Annotated in this window: 12 protein-coding genes and 1 pseudogene; 8 read left to right on the top strand and 5 right to left on the bottom strand. The window is 71.9% G+C overall.

Annotated elements, in window-relative coordinates; translation table 11 throughout:
- The first annotated feature begins 45 nt into the window (after positions 1-45).
- Positions 46-1758 carry a lytic transglycosylase domain-containing protein gene (locus M1203_RS17670; RefSeq protein WP_249950691.1) on the top strand — a complete coding sequence of 571 codons (1713 nt, stop codon included), beginning with the start codon at positions 46-48 and terminating at the stop codon, positions 1756-1758.
- A gap of 74 nt (positions 1759-1832) precedes the next feature.
- Here M1203_RS17670 and hrpB read toward each other — a convergent pair whose 3' ends face one another.
- On the bottom strand, positions 1833-4403 hold the full coding sequence (gene hrpB / locus M1203_RS17665; protein WP_249950690.1) for an ATP-dependent helicase HrpB: 2571 nt from the start codon (positions 4401-4403) through the stop codon (positions 1833-1835).
- Between the two features lie 139 nt (positions 4404-4542).
- Entirely contained in the window at positions 4543-5487 is a 945-nt protein-coding gene (locus M1203_RS17660; RefSeq protein WP_249950689.1) for a class I SAM-dependent methyltransferase, read from the bottom strand.
- Positions 5488-5827: 340 nt separating this feature from the next.
- Between M1203_RS17660 and rpsA the strand changes: the two genes are divergently transcribed.
- Positions 5828-7336, top strand: coding sequence for a 30S ribosomal protein S1 (rpsA, locus tag M1203_RS17655; RefSeq protein ID WP_030353622.1), 1509 nt, complete (start codon positions 5828-5830; stop codon positions 7334-7336).
- 112 nt (positions 7337-7448) lie between these two features.
- On the opposite strand, the gene M1203_RS17650 is transcribed toward rpsA, so the two are convergent.
- Complete coding sequence (locus M1203_RS17650) at positions 7449-8429, bottom strand: right-handed parallel beta-helix repeat-containing protein (RefSeq protein ID WP_249950688.1); 981 nt, start codon at positions 8427-8429, stop codon at positions 7449-7451.
- 432 nt (positions 8430-8861) lie between these two features.
- On the opposite strand from M1203_RS17650, the gene M1203_RS17645 reads away from it, so the two are divergent.
- The 3 genes from M1203_RS17645 to M1203_RS17635 all read left to right on the top strand — a co-directional run bounded on the left by M1203_RS17645 (position 8862) and on the right by M1203_RS17635 (position 11048).
- Positions 8862-9806, top strand: a complete 945-nt coding sequence (locus tag M1203_RS17645) for a PAC2 family protein (protein WP_249950687.1) — start codon at positions 8862-8864, stop codon at positions 9804-9806.
- A 180-nt stretch (positions 9807-9986) separates the two neighbouring features.
- Positions 9987-10592, top strand: a complete 606-nt coding sequence (coaE, locus tag M1203_RS17640; protein ID WP_249950686.1) for a dephospho-CoA kinase — start codon at positions 9987-9989, stop codon at positions 10590-10592.
- A 78-nt stretch (positions 10593-10670) separates the two neighbouring features.
- Complete coding sequence (locus M1203_RS17635; protein WP_249950685.1) at positions 10671-11048, top strand: tetratricopeptide repeat protein; 378 nt, start codon at positions 10671-10673, stop codon at positions 11046-11048.
- A gap of 192 nt (positions 11049-11240) precedes the next feature.
- Here the strand turns inward: M1203_RS17635 and M1203_RS17630 are convergent.
- Positions 11241-11498, bottom strand: a pseudogene (locus tag M1203_RS17630) (DUF6343 family protein); the annotation flags it as partial.
- A 92-nt stretch (positions 11499-11590) separates the two neighbouring features.
- Positions 11591-11932 (bottom strand): hypothetical protein, encoded by a 342-nt coding sequence (locus M1203_RS17625; RefSeq protein WP_249950684.1) that lies wholly within the window; start codon positions 11930-11932, stop codon positions 11591-11593.
- Positions 11933-12224: 292 nt separating this feature from the next.
- On the opposite strand from M1203_RS17625, the gene M1203_RS17620 reads away from it, so the two are divergent.
- The 3 genes from M1203_RS17620 to M1203_RS17610 all read left to right on the top strand — a co-directional run bounded on the left by M1203_RS17620 (position 12225) and on the right by M1203_RS17610 (position 17829).
- Positions 12225-13256 carry a slipin family protein gene (locus tag M1203_RS17620; RefSeq protein WP_249950683.1) on the top strand — a complete coding sequence of 344 codons (1032 nt, stop codon included), beginning with the start codon at positions 12225-12227 and terminating at the stop codon, positions 13254-13256.
- Between the two features lie 233 nt (positions 13257-13489).
- Positions 13490-16579 carry a DEAD/DEAH box helicase gene (locus tag M1203_RS17615; RefSeq protein ID WP_249950682.1) on the top strand — a complete coding sequence of 1030 codons (3090 nt, stop codon included), beginning with the start codon at positions 13490-13492 and terminating at the stop codon, positions 16577-16579.
- Complete coding sequence (locus tag M1203_RS17610) at positions 16576-17829, top strand: SWIM zinc finger family protein (RefSeq protein WP_249950681.1); 1254 nt, start codon at positions 16576-16578, stop codon at positions 17827-17829. Before M1203_RS17615 ends, M1203_RS17610 begins: the two co-directional genes overlap by 4 nt.
- The last annotated feature ends 185 nt before the right edge of the window (positions 17830-18014 follow it).

The raw sequence follows: 18014 nt of genomic DNA, 5'->3' as shown, positions 1-18014 counted from the left end.
TCGCGCGGGGAGCGCGAACAGCCGTCCACGGGAGGGGCCAGACATATGTCCGCGCTATTCGGCAGGCGCCTGCGCAGAGGAGCGACCACCACCGCGGTGGCCGCCGCCGCCATCGCGGCCCTCTCCGCTTCCCAAGCACCGGGCGCCATCCCCACCGACCCGGGCGGTGCCCAGTCGGCCGCCGACGCGAACCCGCCCGCCGGTTCGACGGCGACCGGCAACTCCCCGTACTACACCGAGCTTCCGCCGCTCACCACGCCCGACGGGCCCAGCACCTCGATCGATCTGCCGGCCGCCATCGGTACAGGTCCGGCGGAAGCGGGCATACCGGCCACGGTGCTGGCCGCGTACAAGCAGGCGGAGCAGGCCCTCGCGGAGAGCAAGCCCGGCTGCAATCTGCCCTGGCAACTGCTCGCCGCCATCGGGAAGGTCGAGTCGGGCCAGGCGCGCGGCGGCCGGGTGGACGCCAATGGCACCACCACGTCGCCGATCCTCGGCCCGGTGCTCAACGGCATCGGCTTCGCGAACATCTCCGACACCGACAACGGCGCGTACGACGGCGACTCGACGCACGACCGCGCGGTCGGCCCGATGCAGTTCATCCCGTCCACCTGGGCGACCTGGGGCCAGGACGCCAACGGCGACGGCCGCAAGGACCCCAACAACATCTACGACGCGGCGCTCGCGGCGGCGGAGTACCTCTGCCACGCGGACCGCGATCTGTCCGTCGACGCCGATCTCCGTCAGGCGATCCTCAGCTACAACCGCTCGCAGGAGTATCTGAGCACCGTCCTGACCTGGTTCGAGTACTACAACAAGGGCACGCACGAGGTCCCGGACGGTACGGGCGTGCTGCCCGTCGGCACCGGCCCCGCCGACCCGGGCCCCTCACCGAGCCCGACCCCGCCGCCCAGCCCCGAAGCGCCGAAGCCGCCCAAGCCCAGCGACCCGGCCACCCCCGGCGGCGACTCGGGCAACCCGTCCACGCCGGGCGGAGGTTCGACCACTCCTCCCCCCTCCACGGAACCCACCACGCCGCCCACCACGCCCGCCCCGAAGCCCGTCGTCGAGCGGATCGAGAAGACCGACACGGGCACGCTCACGGCCGTGGCGGGCAGCCAGTTCACGGAACGGACCTCGGTACGCGCCGTGGACGCGGCCGGCGAGCCCGTCGCGGATGTCCCGGTGCGGTTCGAGATCGTCGGCGACACCGACGCCCGCTTCGTGTCCGGCAAGTCCGCGCTGACCCTCAGCACCGGCGAGGACGGCACGGCGACCGCCCCGCCGGTCGAGGCGGGCGAGCAGACGGGCGAGTTCGCGATCCGGGCCAGTGTGGACGTCAAGGGGGTCGCGGACGTCGAGTACACCGCGTCGGTGACGGCCCGTCAGGCGGACGGACTCACCAGGACCGGTGACGAGGAGCTGACGGCCGAGTCCGGCACCGCGTTCGAGGACCGGATCTCGGTCGAGGCCACCTACAAGGGGGAGGCCGCGTCGGGTGTCGCCGCGACCGCCACCATGATCACGGCCGCGGGCGGCTCCGCGCCGCGCGCCGACGGGCCCTACTTCAAGGACGCGGCCGGCAATCCGCTCCGTGAGCTGACGGACCTGGAGACCGACGCCGACGGCGTCCTCCTGCTCCCGAAGATCTACGCGGACGACACGACAGGCACGTTCCTGCTCCGGATCGAGACCGAGGGCGGCGCGACGCTGACCGTCGAGCTGAAGGTCACCGCTCCGCCGGCGGAGACCCCGTAGTCCCTGCCGTCCCAGAGGCACCGAACACCGCCGCCCTCCGCGCGATCCGCCGGAGGGCGGCGGCGTGTCCGCGCTCAACGCCGCTGGTTCGGACGGCGCGTGGGCACCGCCGTCGACGGGTCCTCCGGCCATGGATGGCGCGGGTAGCGGCCCCGCAGCTCCGCCCGTACCGCGCGATAGCCCTCGCGCCAGAAGGACGCCAGATCCGCCGTCACCGCCGCCGGCCGGCCCGCCGGGGACAGCAGATGCACCAGCACCGGCACCCCCGCGACCTCCGGGGTCTCGCGCAGACCGAACAACTCCTGGAGCTTCACGGCCAGTACGGGCCCCGGCCCGCCGTACTCCACCCGGACCCGCGAACCGCTCGGCACCTCGATACGCTCCGGCGCCAGCTCGTCCAGCCGCGCCGCCTCGCCCGTCGCCCAGGGCAGCAGCCGGCGCAGCGCCTGTCCCGCGTCCAGCCGGCCGAGATCCGACCGGCGCCGGGCCCTGGAGAGCTCCGGCTCCAGCCACGCGTCCGGGCGAGCCAGCAGCGCGGCGTCCGCGACATCGGGCCAGCCGCCGCCCAACTCCCGGTGCAGAAAGCCCAGTCGATCGCGCAGCCCCCGCGCGTCCCGGGTCCAGTTCAGCAACCCGAGCCCCTCGCGGCGCAGCCCCTCCAGCAGCGCGCCACGCACCAGCCGGCCGTCCGGCGCCCGCAGGGCACGCGCGGACAGCTCGACCGCACCGAGCCGCTCCACCTCCCGGGCGACGACATCGCCGTCCTTCCAGCGCACCTCCTCGCCCGCCACCAGCAGCCGGCCGGCCGCGGTCCGCGCGGTGTCCTCGTCGATGACCGCGGCGAGCCGTACCCGCGCGGAAGCGGCCGTGGCGGGACGGTCGGCGACCGCCACCGCCAGCCAGGGCGCGCCGCGCAGCCGGGAGCCCTCGGCCAGTTCGCCGCCGGTGCCCGACACCATGAGACAGGCGCCCTCACCGCGGGCCCGCGCCACGCGCTCGGGAAAGGCGAGCGCGGCGATCAGCCCGGCGACGGCGTCGTCGGACCCGGCACCCCGGCCTCCCGTGGACCCGGTCAGTTCCGGCGCGCGCTCCAGCCGCCGTACCTCCTGGCGCCAGCGCGCCGCGTAACCGTCCTCGCCCCGGCGGGCCGTACGCCACGCCGCCGCGAGATCGTCCCCGTACGCGCGCGGCGGCTCCTCGCTCAGCAGGGCCACCACCTCGGCCGCCCGCCGCGTGCCCACCTCGGGCGCACCGTCCAGCAGGGCGCGGGCCAGCCGGGGGTGCAGCCCCAGTCTGGCCATCCGTACACCCCGCTCCGTGACCCGCCCGCCACTGACCCCGTCCCGGTCCCGGTCGCCGTTCCCGGCCTCGGCCCCTTCCACCGTTTCCACCGCGCCGATCGCGGCCAGCACGGCACGCGCCGCCGCCAGCGCTCCGGCGGGCGGTGGATCGAGCAGCGCCAGACCCGCCGCCGACGGGTCGCCCCAGCACGCGGCCTGGAGCGCGAACGCCGCCAGATCCGCGACCTTGATCTCGGGAGACGGGAAGCGGGCCAGCCGGGCGTCCTCGGCCTGCGCCCAGCAGCGGTAGACCGTGCCGGGCGCCTCACGACCGGCCCGGCCCGCCCGTTGCCGCGCACCCGCCTGCGACACCCGTACGGTCGTGAGCGCGCTCAGCCCCCGCGCGTGATCGGTACGCGGCTCGCGCGCCAGCCCCGCGTCCACGACGATCCGTACGCCCGGGACCGTCAGGCTCGACTCGGCCACCGCCGTGGCCAGTACGACGCGACGGTCGCCCGAGCCCGCCGATCCCGCCAGGACCGCGTCCTGCGCGGCGGCCGACGCGCGTCCGTGCACCTGGAGGACTTCGGCCCCCGCGTCCCCCAGCAGCCCCGCCACCCGGCCGATCTCCCCCACACCGGGCAGGAAGCAGAGCACATCGCCGTCCCGTTCTGCCAGCGCCCGCCGGACCACCGACGCCACATGCGTGAGCAGCGCCGGATCGACCCGCATCCCGTGCGGCGGCCGTACGGGCGTGCCGGGCGGCGCCCAGACCACCTCCACCGGATACGTCACGCCCCGCGCCTCCACCACCGGCGCGTCGCCCAGCAGCCGCGCCCATCCGGCCGCGTCGGTCGTCGCCGACGCCGCGACGAGCCGCAGCTCCGGCCGTAGCGCGGCCCGTACGTCCAGCAGGAACGCGGCCACCGTGTCCGCGTCCAGATGCCGTTCATGGCACTCGTCGAGGATCACCACATCGACCTCGGCCAGCTCCTGGTCGCGCTGGAGCCGCTGGAGCAGCACCCCGGTGGTCACCACCTCCACCACCGTCGCGCGCCCCACCGCGCGCTCCCCGCGCACCGTGAACCCCACGCGCTCCCCGACCCGCTCCCCGAGCAGCCAGGCCATCCGACGCGCCGCCGCGCGCGCGGCGATCCGGCGCGGCTCGGCGACGATCACCCGTCGTAGCGGTCGTGGCGCGGAGCCGTCCCCCAGCAGCCCCGCCAGCACCAGCGGCACCAGCGTCGTCTTGCCCGTCCCCGGAGGCGCGCACAGCACCGCGCACCCGTGCTCGTCGAGGGCCCGCTCCAGGGCGGGGACGGCGGTGTGCACGGGCAGACTGCCGAGGATGTCGTCGCGGATCACCCGCACAGTGTCGTACGGGGCCGTACGCGCGCACGACCCCGTACGGCCCCCGCCCGGTCCGCGGTCCCGAAGCCCCGCAGTCCCGCAGTCCTGGCGGTTCCGCAGTCCCGCGGTTCCGCGGTTCCGCGAGCCCTCTCGGTCAGTCCCGTACGCAGACGAAGATCGCCGTGCCCGGGATCAGGCTCCCCCGCAGCGGGGACCAGCCGCCCCACTCCTGGGTGTTCCAGGCCGGCCACTCCGGCTCGACCAGATCGATCAGCCGGAATCCGGCCGCCACCACGTCCCGCACCCGGTCGCCGACCGTCCTGTGGTGCTCCACATAGACCGCGCGGCCCTCCTCGTCCTGCTCCACATACGGTGTGCGGTCGAAGTACGAGGCCGCGACCGACAGGCCCTCGGGACCCGGCTCGTCCGGGAACGCCCAGCGGACCGGGTGCGTGACGGAGAAGACCCAGCGTCCGCCCGGCCGCAGCACGCGCCGTACCTCGCGGAACACGCCCACCGGATCGGCGACGAAGGGAATGGCGCCATAGGCGGAGCAGGCCAGATCGAAGGAGCCGTCCCGGAACGGCAGCGCTCCCGCGTCCGCCTCCACGAGCGGGAAGCTCAGCGAGCGGCCCTCGCCGATCCGCAGCGCGTGCTGGAGCTGGCGGTGGGAGAGGTCGAGCGCCACCGGGCGCGCGCCCTGCGCCGCCAGCCAGCGCGAGCACTGCGCCGCGCCCGCCCCGATCTCCAGGATGTCCAGTCCCCGCAGGGACTCCTGGGGACCCAGCAGGCCGGCCTCCACCTCGTCGAGCCCCTCGGGAGACCAGACGAAACGGTCGTCGCCGAGGAAGGTGCCGTGCTCGATCTGATAGTCGTCCGCGTTCCGGTCCCACCAGCCGCGGTTGGCCCGGCTGCTCTCCGTGGCCCCGCTGTCGCGGCGTGTCGCCTCGGGCTCGGCTCCGGGCGTGTCCTCCGGCGTGTCTTCGCGCGTGTCCTCAGGCGTGTCTTCAGGCGTGTCTTCAGGCGCGGCGGTGGCGCCTTCGAGAACGGTCTCGTCGGCGGTTTCGCGAACGGTTTCGGGTACGTGCTCTTGGATCATCGTGTCCGTCGTCGTAGTGTGCGAGGAGTCGGCATGGGGCCGTCCTGGCCTCATGGAACGCTGGTTGTGCCGGGTATGAGAAGTTCCGCCCCGGGTGTGCGCCTTCGCGCATTGACCGTGCCCGGCTGCCCCCGTATGCTAAAGGTTGCGCTGCGGGCTTGCGCGCCTCAGACGTAGCAGCCGCGCTCGCATCTGTATGTAAGTTCCCTCGGTTGTCGAGGCGCTTTCCCTACTGTCCGGGGCCGGCGCTTCCTTGGCTGTCCGGCTTCTGCAGAGGCGATACAGGCTCACGGCGTAGCAGTACCTACGACTCACTGTCCGCACCGGAGCCCTTTCCCACATGACGAGCAGCACCGAGACCACCGCCACCACCCCGCAGGTTGCGGTCAACGACATCGGTAACGAGGAAGCCTTCCTCGCCGCGATCGACGAGACGATCAAGTACTTCAACGACGGCGACATCGTCGACGGCGTCATCGTGAAGGTCGACCGGGACGAGGTCCTGCTCGACATCGGTTACAAGACCGAAGGCGTCATCCCCTCTCGCGAGCTTTCGATCAAGCACGACGTCGACCCCAATGAGGTCGTCGCCGTGGGCGATGAGATCGAGGCCCTGGTTCTCCAGAAGGAGGACAAGGAAGGCCGTCTCATCCTGTCCAAGAAGCGTGCGCAGTACGAGCGCGCCTGGGGCACGATCGAGAAGATCAAGGAAGAGGACGGCATCGTCACCGGTACCGTCATCGAGGTTGTCAAGGGTGGTCTCATCCTCGACATCGGCCTCCGTGGCTTCCTGCCGGCCTCCCTCGTCGAGATGCGCCGCGTCCGTGACCTCCAGCCCTACGTGGGCAAGGAGCTCGAAGCCAAGATCATCGAGCTGGACAAGAACCGCAACAACGTGGTCCTGTCCCGCCGTGCCTGGCTGGAGCAGACCCAGAGCGAGGTCCGCCAGACCTTCCTCACGACCCTGCAGAAGGGCCAGGTCCGCTCCGGCGTCGTTTCCTCGATCGTCAACTTCGGTGCGTTCGTGGACCTCGGCGGCGTCGACGGTCTCGTGCACGTCTCCGAGCTGTCCTGGAAGCACATCGACCACCCCTCCGAGGTTGTCGAGGTCGGCCAGGAAGTCACCGTCGAGGTGCTCGACGTGGACATGGACCGCGAGCGTGTCTCCCTGTCGCTCAAGGCGACGCAGGAAGACCCGTGGCAGCAGTTCGCCAGGACGCACCAGATCGGTCAGGTCGTCCCGGGCAAGGTCACCAAGCTCGTTCCGTTCGGCGCGTTCGTCCGTGTCGACGAGGGCATCGAGGGCCTGGTGCACATCTCCGAGCTGGCCGAGCGCCACGTGGAGATCCCGGAGCAGGTCGTCCAGGTCAACGACGAGATCTTCGTCAAGGTCATCGACATCGACCTGGAGCGCCGCCGCATCAGCCTCTCGCTGAAGCAGGCCAACGAGTCCTTCGGCAGCGACCCGGCCTCGGTCGAGTTCGACCCGACGCTCTACGGCATGGCCGCGTCCTACGACGACCAGGGCAACTACATCTACCCCGAGGGCTTCGACCCCGAGACCAACGACTGGCTCGAAGGCTTCGAGACCCAGCGTGAGGCGTGGGAGGGCCAGTACGCCGAGGCGCAGCAGCGCTTCGAGCAGCACCAGGCCCAGGTCATCAAGTCCCGCGAGGCCGACGAGGCCGCCGCTGCCGAGGGTGCTGCCGCGCCCGCCGGCGGGGGCAGCGCTCCGGCCGCCTCCGGTGGCGGCTCGTACTCCTCGGAGTCCGCGGACAACTCCGGCGCCCTGGCGTCGGACGAGGCGCTGGCCGCCCTTCGCGAGAAGCTGGCCGGTGGCCAGAGCTGACGCTCCGGTCCCGTTCGTGGATGGCGTAGGTAGCTGAACGTAAGGCCCGTTCCCCCTCGGGGGAGCGGGCCTTACGCGTGCGCGGGGCCGGCGGGGACCCGGGGGTGGTGGATCAGGGGGTGACGGTGATGTTCGTCAGCCCCTTGCCGCCGGTCACGGTGTTGCTGCCGTAGACGGTGGTACGGCAGCTCGAACTGTTGTTGGTGACATTGATGGCGAGCTGGTTGGCGCCCGAGGAGCCGCGCAGATCCGAGGTGTTGGAGCGGAAGACCGTGCCGCAGCCCCAGCCGCTCTGCTGGGTGTGCGTCTCATAGCCGTTGTTGGTGGTGTTCTTGCCGGTGTTGCCCTCGACGAGGACGTTGTTGCCCTTGACGTCGACCCAGGAGTCGTCGTAGTTGGCGCCGGTGAGGCCGCTGCCGTCGAAGGTGTTGCCGATGACGCGCGCGCCGGTGGTGCCTTCCTTGATGTCGATGTTCTCGCCGCCGATGTCCGGGCCGAGGGTGTTGTTGAGGATCTGGGCGTTGTCGCTGCGGTCGGACAGGGTGTTGGCGCTGCCGACGTATACGCCCTCGCCCATGCCCCGGCCGTCGTTGCCGGTGTTGTAGATCCGTGAGTTCTTCAGGACGCCGTCGCTGCTGGACTGGCGGAAGTGCACGCCCTCCATGTCCAGGTTGTGGACGGTCACGGAGTCGATGACGACCCCGTTGGCCCCGTCCGTCACGATGCCCTTCTGGGCGTTGGTGACGGTGAGGCCCTTGACGGTCCAGTAGCCGGCCCCGTTGAGGTGCAGACCGTAACCCCCGCCGCCGGTGGTGAGGATCGCGGCGGACGAACCGGTGAGGGTGATACGGGAGCCGGCGGTGCCGGGCGTCGTCGCCTTGAAGTTCCCCTTGTACGTGCCGTCGGCGAGCTGGATCGTATCGCCGGGACGTGCCGCGGTCAGGGCCGACTTGAGCTCGGCGGCGGTCGAGACCTGGATGACCGCGGCGGCGCCGGCGGGCGCGGCCCCGGCGGTCGGGGCGACGAGCAGGGACAGCGCGCCGGTGGCGAGCAGGGGGGTCAGCAGAGCAGGAAGCAGCGTACGGATGCGCATGGGGGGAGCCTTCCCGTTGAGGTCCGTTGAGGTCCGTTGAGGTCCGTTGAGGTCCGTTGAGGTCCGATGAGGTGCGCTGAGGTGCGTTGAGGTCCGACGCGATCCGAGTCCTGGGGGATTCTGTTCTCTTATGTGGACGATGGTCGCGTCCATGAACGTTCTTGCTGTCCCGTGACGGTAGGGACGCGTCCTGGGCATGTCAAGGTCTGGACCAAGACCCGCCGGAATGCCGCAGTTGGCGGTCGTGATGCCTCCTGCTGGTGCGAACTGGGCACCCTTGTCGGGGTGTTCATGAACATGAACGGGAACGGCGAGGCCGCCGGCCCGGGTCACGCGTGAGTGTCGCGTCTCGGGGTTAGTTCCGCAGGGGGCGGGGAATGCCCGCGCCCTGTGGGGCGTTCTTCGTTATGAACACGAGGAGGAGCGGTAATCGTGCTTGATCCGCAGGGTTTGTACGAATGGGAGCCCAAGGGCCTCGCCGTCGTCGACATGGCACTGGCGCAGGAGTCGGCGGGCTTGGTCATGCTGTACCACTTCGACGGCTATATCGACGCGGGTGAGACCGGCGACCAGATCGTCGAGAACCTGCTGGAGTCGCTGCCCCATCAGGTGGTGGCCCGTTTCGACCACGACAGGCTGGTCGACTACCGCGCACGGCGCCCGCTGCTGACCTTCCGGCGCGACCGCTGGGCCGACTACGAGACGCCGACGCTCGACGTACGGCTCGTACAGGACGCCACCGGCGCACCGTTCCTGCTGCTGTCCGGACCCGAGCCGGATGTGGAGTGGGAGCGCTTCGCGACGGCCGTACGACAGATCGTCGAGCGCCTCGGCGTACGTCTTTCGGTCAACTTCCATGGCATCCCGATGGGTGTTCCCCATACCCGCCCCGTGGGTGTGACCCCGCACGGCAACCGCACCGACCTCATGCCGGGCCACCGCAGCCCGTTCGACGAGGCGCAGGTGCCGGGCAGCGCCGAGTCGTTGGTCGAGTACCGGCTGATGCAGGCGGACCACGACGTACTCGGCGTCGCCGCGCACGTACCGCACTATGTCGCCAGGTCCTCGTACCCCGACGCGGCGCTGACCGCCCTGGAGGCGATCACGGCCGCGACCGGCCTGGTGCTCCCGAGCGTCGCGCACTCGCTCCGTACGGAGGCGCAGCGCACCCAGACCGAGATCGAGCGGCAGTTGGGCGAGGGGGACGAAGAACTGGTCACGATGGTGCGGGGGCTTGAGCACCAGTACGACGCGGTCGCGGGCGCGGAGACCCGCGGCAACCTGGTCGCCGAGCCCGCGGAGCTGCCGTCCGCCGATGAGATCGGCCGCGAGTTCGAGAAGTTCCTCGCGGAACGGGAAGGCGAGGGCGGCGCGTAGGCGCTGTCCGGGCCGGATGCTCGGCCGGCCCGAGTCAGGGGCGAGCGGCCGTACGGATTCCTTCGGGAGCCGTACGGCCCTTCGCTGTTGAGGCACCGGTCCCGGCACCTGTCCCGGCCCCGCGAGCCCCGCCCTCCGGGCGGACGGCGCTATTTGTCAGACAGGGCCTAGGCTGACCGCATGCTGAGGTTGGGACTCACGGGCGGAATCGGTGCGGGAAAGAGCGAGGTCTCGCGCCTGTTGACCAGTTACGGAGCGGTGTTGATCGACTCCGACCGGATCGCGCGCGAAGTGGTGGAGCCGGGGACGCCCGGCCTCGCGGCCGTGGTGGCCGAATTCGGACCGGGGGTACTGACTCCGGACGGCGCTCTCGACCGGCCGAAACTCGGTGGGATCGTCTTCGGCGATCCGGACCGCCTGCGGGCGCTGAACGGGATCGTGCACCCGCTGGTCCGCGCACGCTCCGCCGAACTGGAGAAGGCGGCGGGACCCGATTCGATCGTGGTGCACGATGTGCCGCTGCTCGTCGAGAACGGCATGGCGGCGCTGTATGACGTGGTCGTTGTCGTGGACGCCTCGCCGGAGACCCAGCTCGACCGGCTCGTGCGGCTGCGGGGAATGGCCGAAACCGAGGCCCGTAACCGCATGGCGGCCCAGGCCACCCGCGAGCAACGCCGCGCCGCAGCGGATGTCGTGATCGACAACGACGGTCCGCTGGAGCGGCTGGAACCGCAGGTCAGACGGGTGTGGCAGACGCTGAGGGACCGCGCTGCGACCGGGAGCTGACCGTCGGCGCGGGCCGATACGAGGAATAGCGTCGTCATGCACGGCGTTGAACGCGCGCAGCTAGGGAAGGATGCGACCGTGCCCGAGAGTCCGGAAACCCACGTCATCGACTATCGCGCGGCGGAGCAGCTTCTCGCCGCGCGGGATCCGCGCGGGGCCGTGAAGCTGCTCGACTCGGTGATCGCGGCCCATCCGGAGAACACCGCGGCGCGGCTGCTGCGCGCCCGCGCGTTCTTCGCCGCCGCTCAACTGCGGCCCGCGGAGCTCGAATTCGAGCTGGTGCTGGAGCGGGAGCCGGACAACGCGTTCGCCCATTTCGCGCTGGCCCGTACCTATGAGCGCTCAGGACGGCCCGAGCAGGCGAAACGCCACTTCAGGCTGGCGGCGGCGCTGGATCCCAAACCGGAGTATGTGAAGGCGGCCCAGTTCGACGTGGAGCCGCGCGCCGACGACTGACCGTGCGACCGACCGTCCTGGCGACTGACCGTACCGGCGGGGGGACCGTACCGGCGGGGGTCATGGGTGGTGACCGTGCGCGCTGTGATGGCGGGCACGGCCGCCGCGCTGCGCGGGGTCCGGCTCGCGCAGCCACTCGCGGACACGACTGCCGAGATCATGGTCGAGACTCCGCTCGCGATCCGGGTCGGAGCCATGGCTCCCCGGCTCGTACGGCGGGACGTCCCTCCCCGGCTGATAGCGCGACCCCTGCCTGAGGTGCCGCACGACCAGGACCATATTCGTGAGGACGATCAGCAGCAGCACGCCACAGGCGAGTGCCCACCCGAAGCGCCCGGTGATCGCGAACGCCGTCGTTCCGAAGGCGGTCCAGATCAGGCCCCATACGCTCAGCCAGAACCGGGTCCGCAGCGGACTGCGCGCGGTGACAGGCTCACTCCCGGTGCGCATGACTCTCCACCTCCCATGCGGCCCTACGGCCCCATGAGCCCCCTACCCCTGTTCGCGGCTTTTGACCCTCTTGTGGCGGCCCGCGCGTGGTGTCAGTGCACGATGGTGTAACTGCGCCACGGTCCCTCGCCGGGGGCGATCACATCGGACAGCGTGGTGGCGAGGTACGTCGTGCCCCTGCCCGTGCAGTCGGGCGTCCCGTACATCACGAAGTCGACCAGGGTGCGGTTCGTGGCCGAGACGGCGCCGCCGGGAGCGAGTCGGTGGCAGCCCGTGACCAGGGGGTTGGAGACCTGGACATGCCGGCCGCGCGGGGTGTCGTACGTCATGGTTCCCACGGCGGTCCGGCCGAGGCCGGAGCAGCCCGTGACGGTGACGGTCAGGAACGCGGCCCCGGCAGCGATGCCGAGGCGCCGGTGATGGGTCACGGACATGAGCGGGTCCTCGTCTGTGCGGAGTGCGCGGCCACGAGTGTGCGGGGGTGCCGGCGGGTGTCCGGGGGAGGGGAGGGGAGGGTGGGGGTGGGGGTGCTGATGAGCCTGCTGGTCACACTGCCGGATCCCCGGGACGGCGGCACCAGATGCGCGGCCGGGCGGGCTATGCCGTCCGGCGCCTCGGACAGGGCCTACGGGCCGGTATCCCCCGGCGCACGCTTCTCGACCCCTGGTCTTGCAAGGCATACCGTGGTAATCAGCACCTCGGTCCGGCGTCGTCAGGGGGCCCAAGATGGTCGAGGAACTGGTCATAGCTGTCATAGCGGCGGTATGCGCGTGCGGGCTGTACGCGCTGGCAGCCGCGCGGGTCGTCAGGCAGTACGAACGAGGCGTGGTCTTCCGCCTCGGCAGGCTGCAGGAAGGAATCCGAGGACCCGGATTCACCACGATCGTTCCGTTCGTGGACAAGCTGCACAAAGTCAATATGCAGATCGTGACGATGCCGGTGCCCGCCCAGGACGGCATCACGCGGGACAACGTGACCGTGCGCGTGGACGCCGTGATCTATTTCAAGGTGATCGACGCGGCGGAAGCGCTGGTCCGGGTGGAGGACTACCGGTTCGCGGTGTCGCAGATGGCGCAGACGTCTCTGCGGTCGATCATCGGCAAGAGCGATCTGGATGATCTGCTGTCCAACCGGGAGAAGCTGAATCAGGGCCTGGAGCTGATGATCGACAGCCCGGCGATCGGCTGGGGCGTCCAGATCGACCGCGTCGAGATCAAGGACGTGTCGCTGCCGGAGACCATGAAGCGGTCGATGGCACGCCAGGCCGAGGCCGACCGGGAGCGCCGTGCCCGAGTGATCAACGCGGACGCGGAGCTGCAGGCGTCGAAGAAGCTCGCCGAGGCGGCCAAGCAGATGTCCGGCCAGCCCGCCGCGCTTCAGCTGCGGCTGTTGCAGACGGTCGTGGCGGTCGCCGCCGAGAAGAACTCGACACTCGTCCTGCCCTTCCCCGTCGAACTGCTGCGCTTCCTCGAACGTGCCACACCGGCCGAGGCGGTCCAGGCCGTGCGGGCGGTCTCGGGAGCCGTGCAGGCGACCCCGTCGCTCCCCGCCGACCAGTCGGCCTCCGACGAGCCCGCCGCCGACCAACCCGCCGCCGACCAACCCGCCGCCGACCAACTCGCCGCGGCCACCGCTCCCGCTCCCGCCGTCGCACCGGAGGCGGTCCCCAGCGCGCGGCCCACGGCGTCGTCCGTTCCCACCTCGACATCACCGCTGGACGAGAAGCCGCCGGAGCGGCAGGACGCGCAGCCCGTCTGAGTCCGTTCCCGACCGTCCGGTCCTCACCGTTCGGCGGCCCGTCCGGCGATGCTCGAAAACCGGAGAAAGCGGACGATCCCACGGTCGAGCACCGTGGGGTCGTCCTTTCCGTTGCCCGCCGCCGGGTCACTCGCTGAGCTGCGGAAACGCCATATCGAGATCGACTGTCAGACCCCCGGCCTAGACTCGCAGAGGAATCAGATCCTGAGGTGACCCGGGCAGGGAGGGAGTCGATGACCGTGGTGCGATCCACCCACATTTCCACCCCTCTGGCCGCGCATGCCTCGGTGGCGGCCCTGGCCCGCTGCGCCGCCGTCTTCCTGCCCGCCGGGCTTCCGCGCGAGGGCCGGGTCGCCTTCTGGTCCCCGGACGGAGAGCTGCCCGCCGGTGCGGGTGGTCCGGGTGGTCCGGGTGGGGTCGGGCTCGGACCCGGGGAGCTGACAGTCGTACGGCTTCGGGGCGACGGCGGGGAGGGCGCTGACGGCGGGGGCGCTGTCCATACCCGTACCGTCCCGGCCGTGCTGCTGTCCGTAGCCGACGCCATCCCGCTGCTGGTGCGTGCCCGGCGCGACAGGGCCGCGCATCCCGCCGCCGCGTGCTGGGGCGCCGCCGCGCTGCACGCGCTCCAGCTGGCCGGGCGCGGCAGACTGCTGCCCGGTCTCACCGCGTCGGACCACGACGCCTGGCGTGCCGGACCGCTCGACGCCGATGACATCGCGCAGCTGAGAGCCATCGCCGCGGCCATGCCCCCCGAGGCCCATGCCGTACCGGTCTCGGATCTGAGCCCGCTCCAGCTGCCCGACCCGGAGGCCCTGGTACGGGCGTTCCTGGACGCGGTGGCGGATTCCCTGCCGCGTACGCCCGCTGCCGCCTATGCGGCGGGCGCGCCGTTCGCCGCCAAGGAGGCGCAGCATCTGCCGGGCGCCAGGACCTGGGCCGCGGAGGCGGCGGCGGGTATGGACGCGGGGGTACGGGTCTCGCTGCGCCTCGACCTCTCCGCGTACGACGTCTTCGACCAGCCTGACCAACCCGATCAGCCCGATCAGCCCGATCAGCCCGATCAGCCCGATCAGCCCGACCAAGAAACTGCCCCCGGCCGGAGCGCGGGCGTGGGCGCCGGCATCGGGCCCGGCGCCGACGAGTCCCAGATCGTCCGGCGGGCCGGCGCCGCTCTCGTCCAGATCCACAGTCTGGCCGACCCGACCCTGGTCATCGACGCCTCGCGGCTCTGGGCCGGGCATGGCGACGAGGGCTTCGGCCCGCGCGCCCGGATCGACGCCATGCTCGCCCTCCGCCGCGCGGCGCGCGTCTGGACGCCACTCGCCCGGCTGCTGGAGCGGGATGTCCCCGACGCGCTGGCGCTCTCCGAGGACGAGCTGTACGAACTGCTCGGCCCGGGAGCGGCCCGCCTCGCCGCCGCGGGCGTCGCCGTCCACTGGCCGAGGGAGCTGGCCCGTACGCTCACCGCCGCCGCGGTCGTCCGCCCCGCGCCCGGCTCGGCCACCGACGGCACGCCGTTCTTCGACAGCGCGGAACTGCTCAGATTCAACTGGCAGTTGGCGCTCGACGGCGATCCCCTCACCGAGCGGGAGATGGACACGCTCGCCGAGTCGCACCGGCCGATCGTGCGGCTGCGTGACCAGTGGGTCGTCGTCGATCCGGCCCTCGTACGGAAGGCGCGCAAGCGGGGGTTGGGGCTGCTGGAGCCGGTGGACGCGCTCGCCATCGCCCTGACCGGTACCGCCGAGGTGGACGGCGAGGTGGTGGAAGCGGTCCCGACCGGTGCGCTGGCCGCGCTGCGCGACCGCCTCACCACCGGTGCCGCCGCGATCGCCCAGCCGCCCGCTCTGGCCGCCACCCTGCGCGACTACCAGCTGCGCGGTCTCGCCTGGCTGGATCTGATGACCTCCCTCGGTCTCGGCGGCTGTCTCGCGGACGACATGGGCCTCGGCAAGACGGTCACGGTCATCGCCCTCCATTTGCACCGGGCCCGCACCGCATCCACGCTCGTCGTCTGCCCGGCCTCACTCCTGGGCAACTGGCAGCGGGAGATCACCCGGTTCGCGCCCGGTGTCCCCGTACACCGGTTCCACGGCGCCGGGCGGACCCTGCCCGGGATCTCGGGGGACGGGGTCCCGGAGGACGGTGCCTCGGGGGCCAGGGGCCCTGGCGGCTTCGTGCTCACCACATACGGCACGATGCGCAGCAGCGCCGACGCGCTGGCCGCGCACGGCTGGGGGATGGTCGTGGCCGACGAGGCCCAGCACGTCAAGAACCCCTTCTCGTCGACCGCCAAAGCGCTCCGTACGATCCCGGCGCCCGCCAGGATCGCGCTCACGGGCACGCCCGTCGAGAACAACCTGTCCGAGCTGTGGGCGCTGCTCGACTGGACCACCCCCGGGCTGCTCGGCCCGCTCAAGGCGTTCCGGGCCCGGCACGCGCGGATCGTCGAGAACGTCGAGAACGCGAAGGACGCCGGCGTCAAGGACGTGGCGAACGAGGAGGCGGTGGAGCGGCTGTCCCGGCTGGTCAGGCCGTTCCTGCTGCGCCGAAGGAAGTCCGACCCCGGGATCGTGCCCGAGCTGCCGCCCAAGACGGAGAGCGATCATCCCGTCGCGCTCACCCGCGAGCAGGCGTCGCTCTACGAGGCGGTCGTCCGCGAGACGATGGCCGCGATCGAGGCGGCCGAGGGCATCGCGCGCCGCGGCCTCGTCATGAAGCTGCTCACCGCCCTCAAGCAGATCTGCAACCACCCCGCGCAGTATCTGAAGGAGGACACGGCCCGGCTCACCGGCCGTTCCGGAAAGCTCGCCCTCCTCGACGAGCTGCTCGACACGATCCTCGCCGAGGACGGCTCCGTCCTTCTCTTCACCCAGTACGTATCGATGGCGCGGCTGCTCTCCGCGCATCTCACGGCGCGCGCCGTTCCGTCCCAGCTTCTGCACGGCGGCACGCCTGTCGCCGAGCGCGAGCGCATGGTGGACCGGTTCCAGTCCGGCGAGGTCCCGGTCTTCGTCCTCTCCCTCAAGGCGGCGGGCACCGGTCTCAATCTGACCAGGGCCGGCCATGTCATCCACTTCGACCGCTGGTGGAACCCGGCCGTGGAGGAACAGGCCACGGACCGCGCGTACCGCATCGGCCAGACCCAGCCCGTCCAGGTCCACCGGCTGATCGCGGAGGGCACGGTCGAGGACAGGATCGCCGACATGCTCTCGTCCAAGCGGGCGCTGGCCGACGCGGTCCTCGGCTCCGGCGAGGCGGCGCTGACCGAGCTGACCGACCGGGATCTCGCGGATCTGGTTTCTTTGCGGAGGCTGTCATGACCGCGCGCCGCGCCGTCGCCCCGAGGCACGACGACCGTCGGCGTACGTTCCCCGCGCTGCCCCCGCGACCGGGCGCCTCGGGCGACTTCGCCACCACCTGGTGGGGCAACGCGTGGGTGGAGTCCATGGAGGACACCGCGCTCGACACGGCCCGCCTCCAGCGGGGTCGTGCCTACGCGGGCAGAGGCCATGTCGACGCGATCACCGTCACGCCGGGCCGGGTCATGGCGTACGTCCATGGTTCGCGGCCCCGCCCGTACCGTACGGAGATCCGCCTCCGCACCCTCGACGACACCGGCTGGGAGGATCTTCTCGACGCCGCGGCGGCCCGCCCCGACCACATCGCCGCCCTGCTCGACAAGGACATGCCGCACACCCTCGCGGCGTCGGCGGATCTGCTCCCCACCGGGGGCGATCTGACCCCCGACTGCTCCTGCCCGGACGACGGTTACCCGTGCAAGCACGCGGCGGCCCTCTGCTACCAGACGGCGCGACTCCTCGACGAGGACCCGTTCGTCCTGTTCCTGATGCGCGGCCGGGGCGAACAGGAGGTGCTGGCCGATCTCACCCGGCGCAACGCCACCCGCTCGGCGGCCGAACGGACCACCGCCGCGCCGCCGATGCCCACGGTCGACGCGCGTGCCGCCCTCGCGACACGGACGCGGCCGATGCTGCCGCCGCCGTTCCCCGTCCCCGCTCAGCCGGGCCGCCCGCCCGTCTATCCGGGGACCCCCGGCGCGCCCGACCCGCTCGCTCTCGACCTGCTCGCCACCGAAGCGGCGGCCCGCGCCCATACGTTCCTGACCACCGGCCTCGACCCCATCGGCGCCCTCACCCCCTGGCAGGACGCGGTACGGCTGGCCGCCGCGCATCCCGGCTCCGGGCTGACCGCGTCCACCCGCGCCCTCTACCGGGACCTGGCCACCGCGCTCGACCGCACCCCCACCGACCTGTCCCGCGCCGTGGCGGCCTGGCGCCAGGGCGGCCTGGCGGGCCTCGCCGTACTGGAAGAGCCCTGGGACCCGCCCGCCGGCCCCTTCGACCGTGCCCGACCCGCCCTGGCCGCCGCCGACTTCCCTCATTTCCGCCCCTGGCGCAACCGCCTCTCCACCCCGTCCCTTCAACTCCGCTTCGGCCGCGACGCTCTTTGGTACGGGTATGAGTCGGACCGGGACAAAGAGGACTGGTGGCCCCGGGGAACCCCCGACACCGACCCGGTGGGCGCCCTGACGGCGCTGCTCGGCCGGTGACGCGGAGGGGCATTCGCCGAGCGGTGACGCGGAGGGACGCCCTTGGAACGAGCGAAGCCGGGGGTACGGGACGACCGCGCCGTACCGCCGCGCGCGCTCGCTCCGTACCCCCGGCCTCGTGGGCCGCCGTGTCCGCCTGCCCGAGGGGCTGATCTCCTCTCAGGACAGGCGGAGTCGGCGGCCGG

This window comes from Streptomyces sp. 35G-GA-8, assembly GCF_023534745.1.
Lineage (GTDB): Bacteria > Actinomycetota > Actinomycetes > Streptomycetales > Streptomycetaceae > Streptomyces.
Note: the sequence above shows the minus strand (reverse complement) of the source record. Positions and strands in the feature narration are given on the sequence as shown.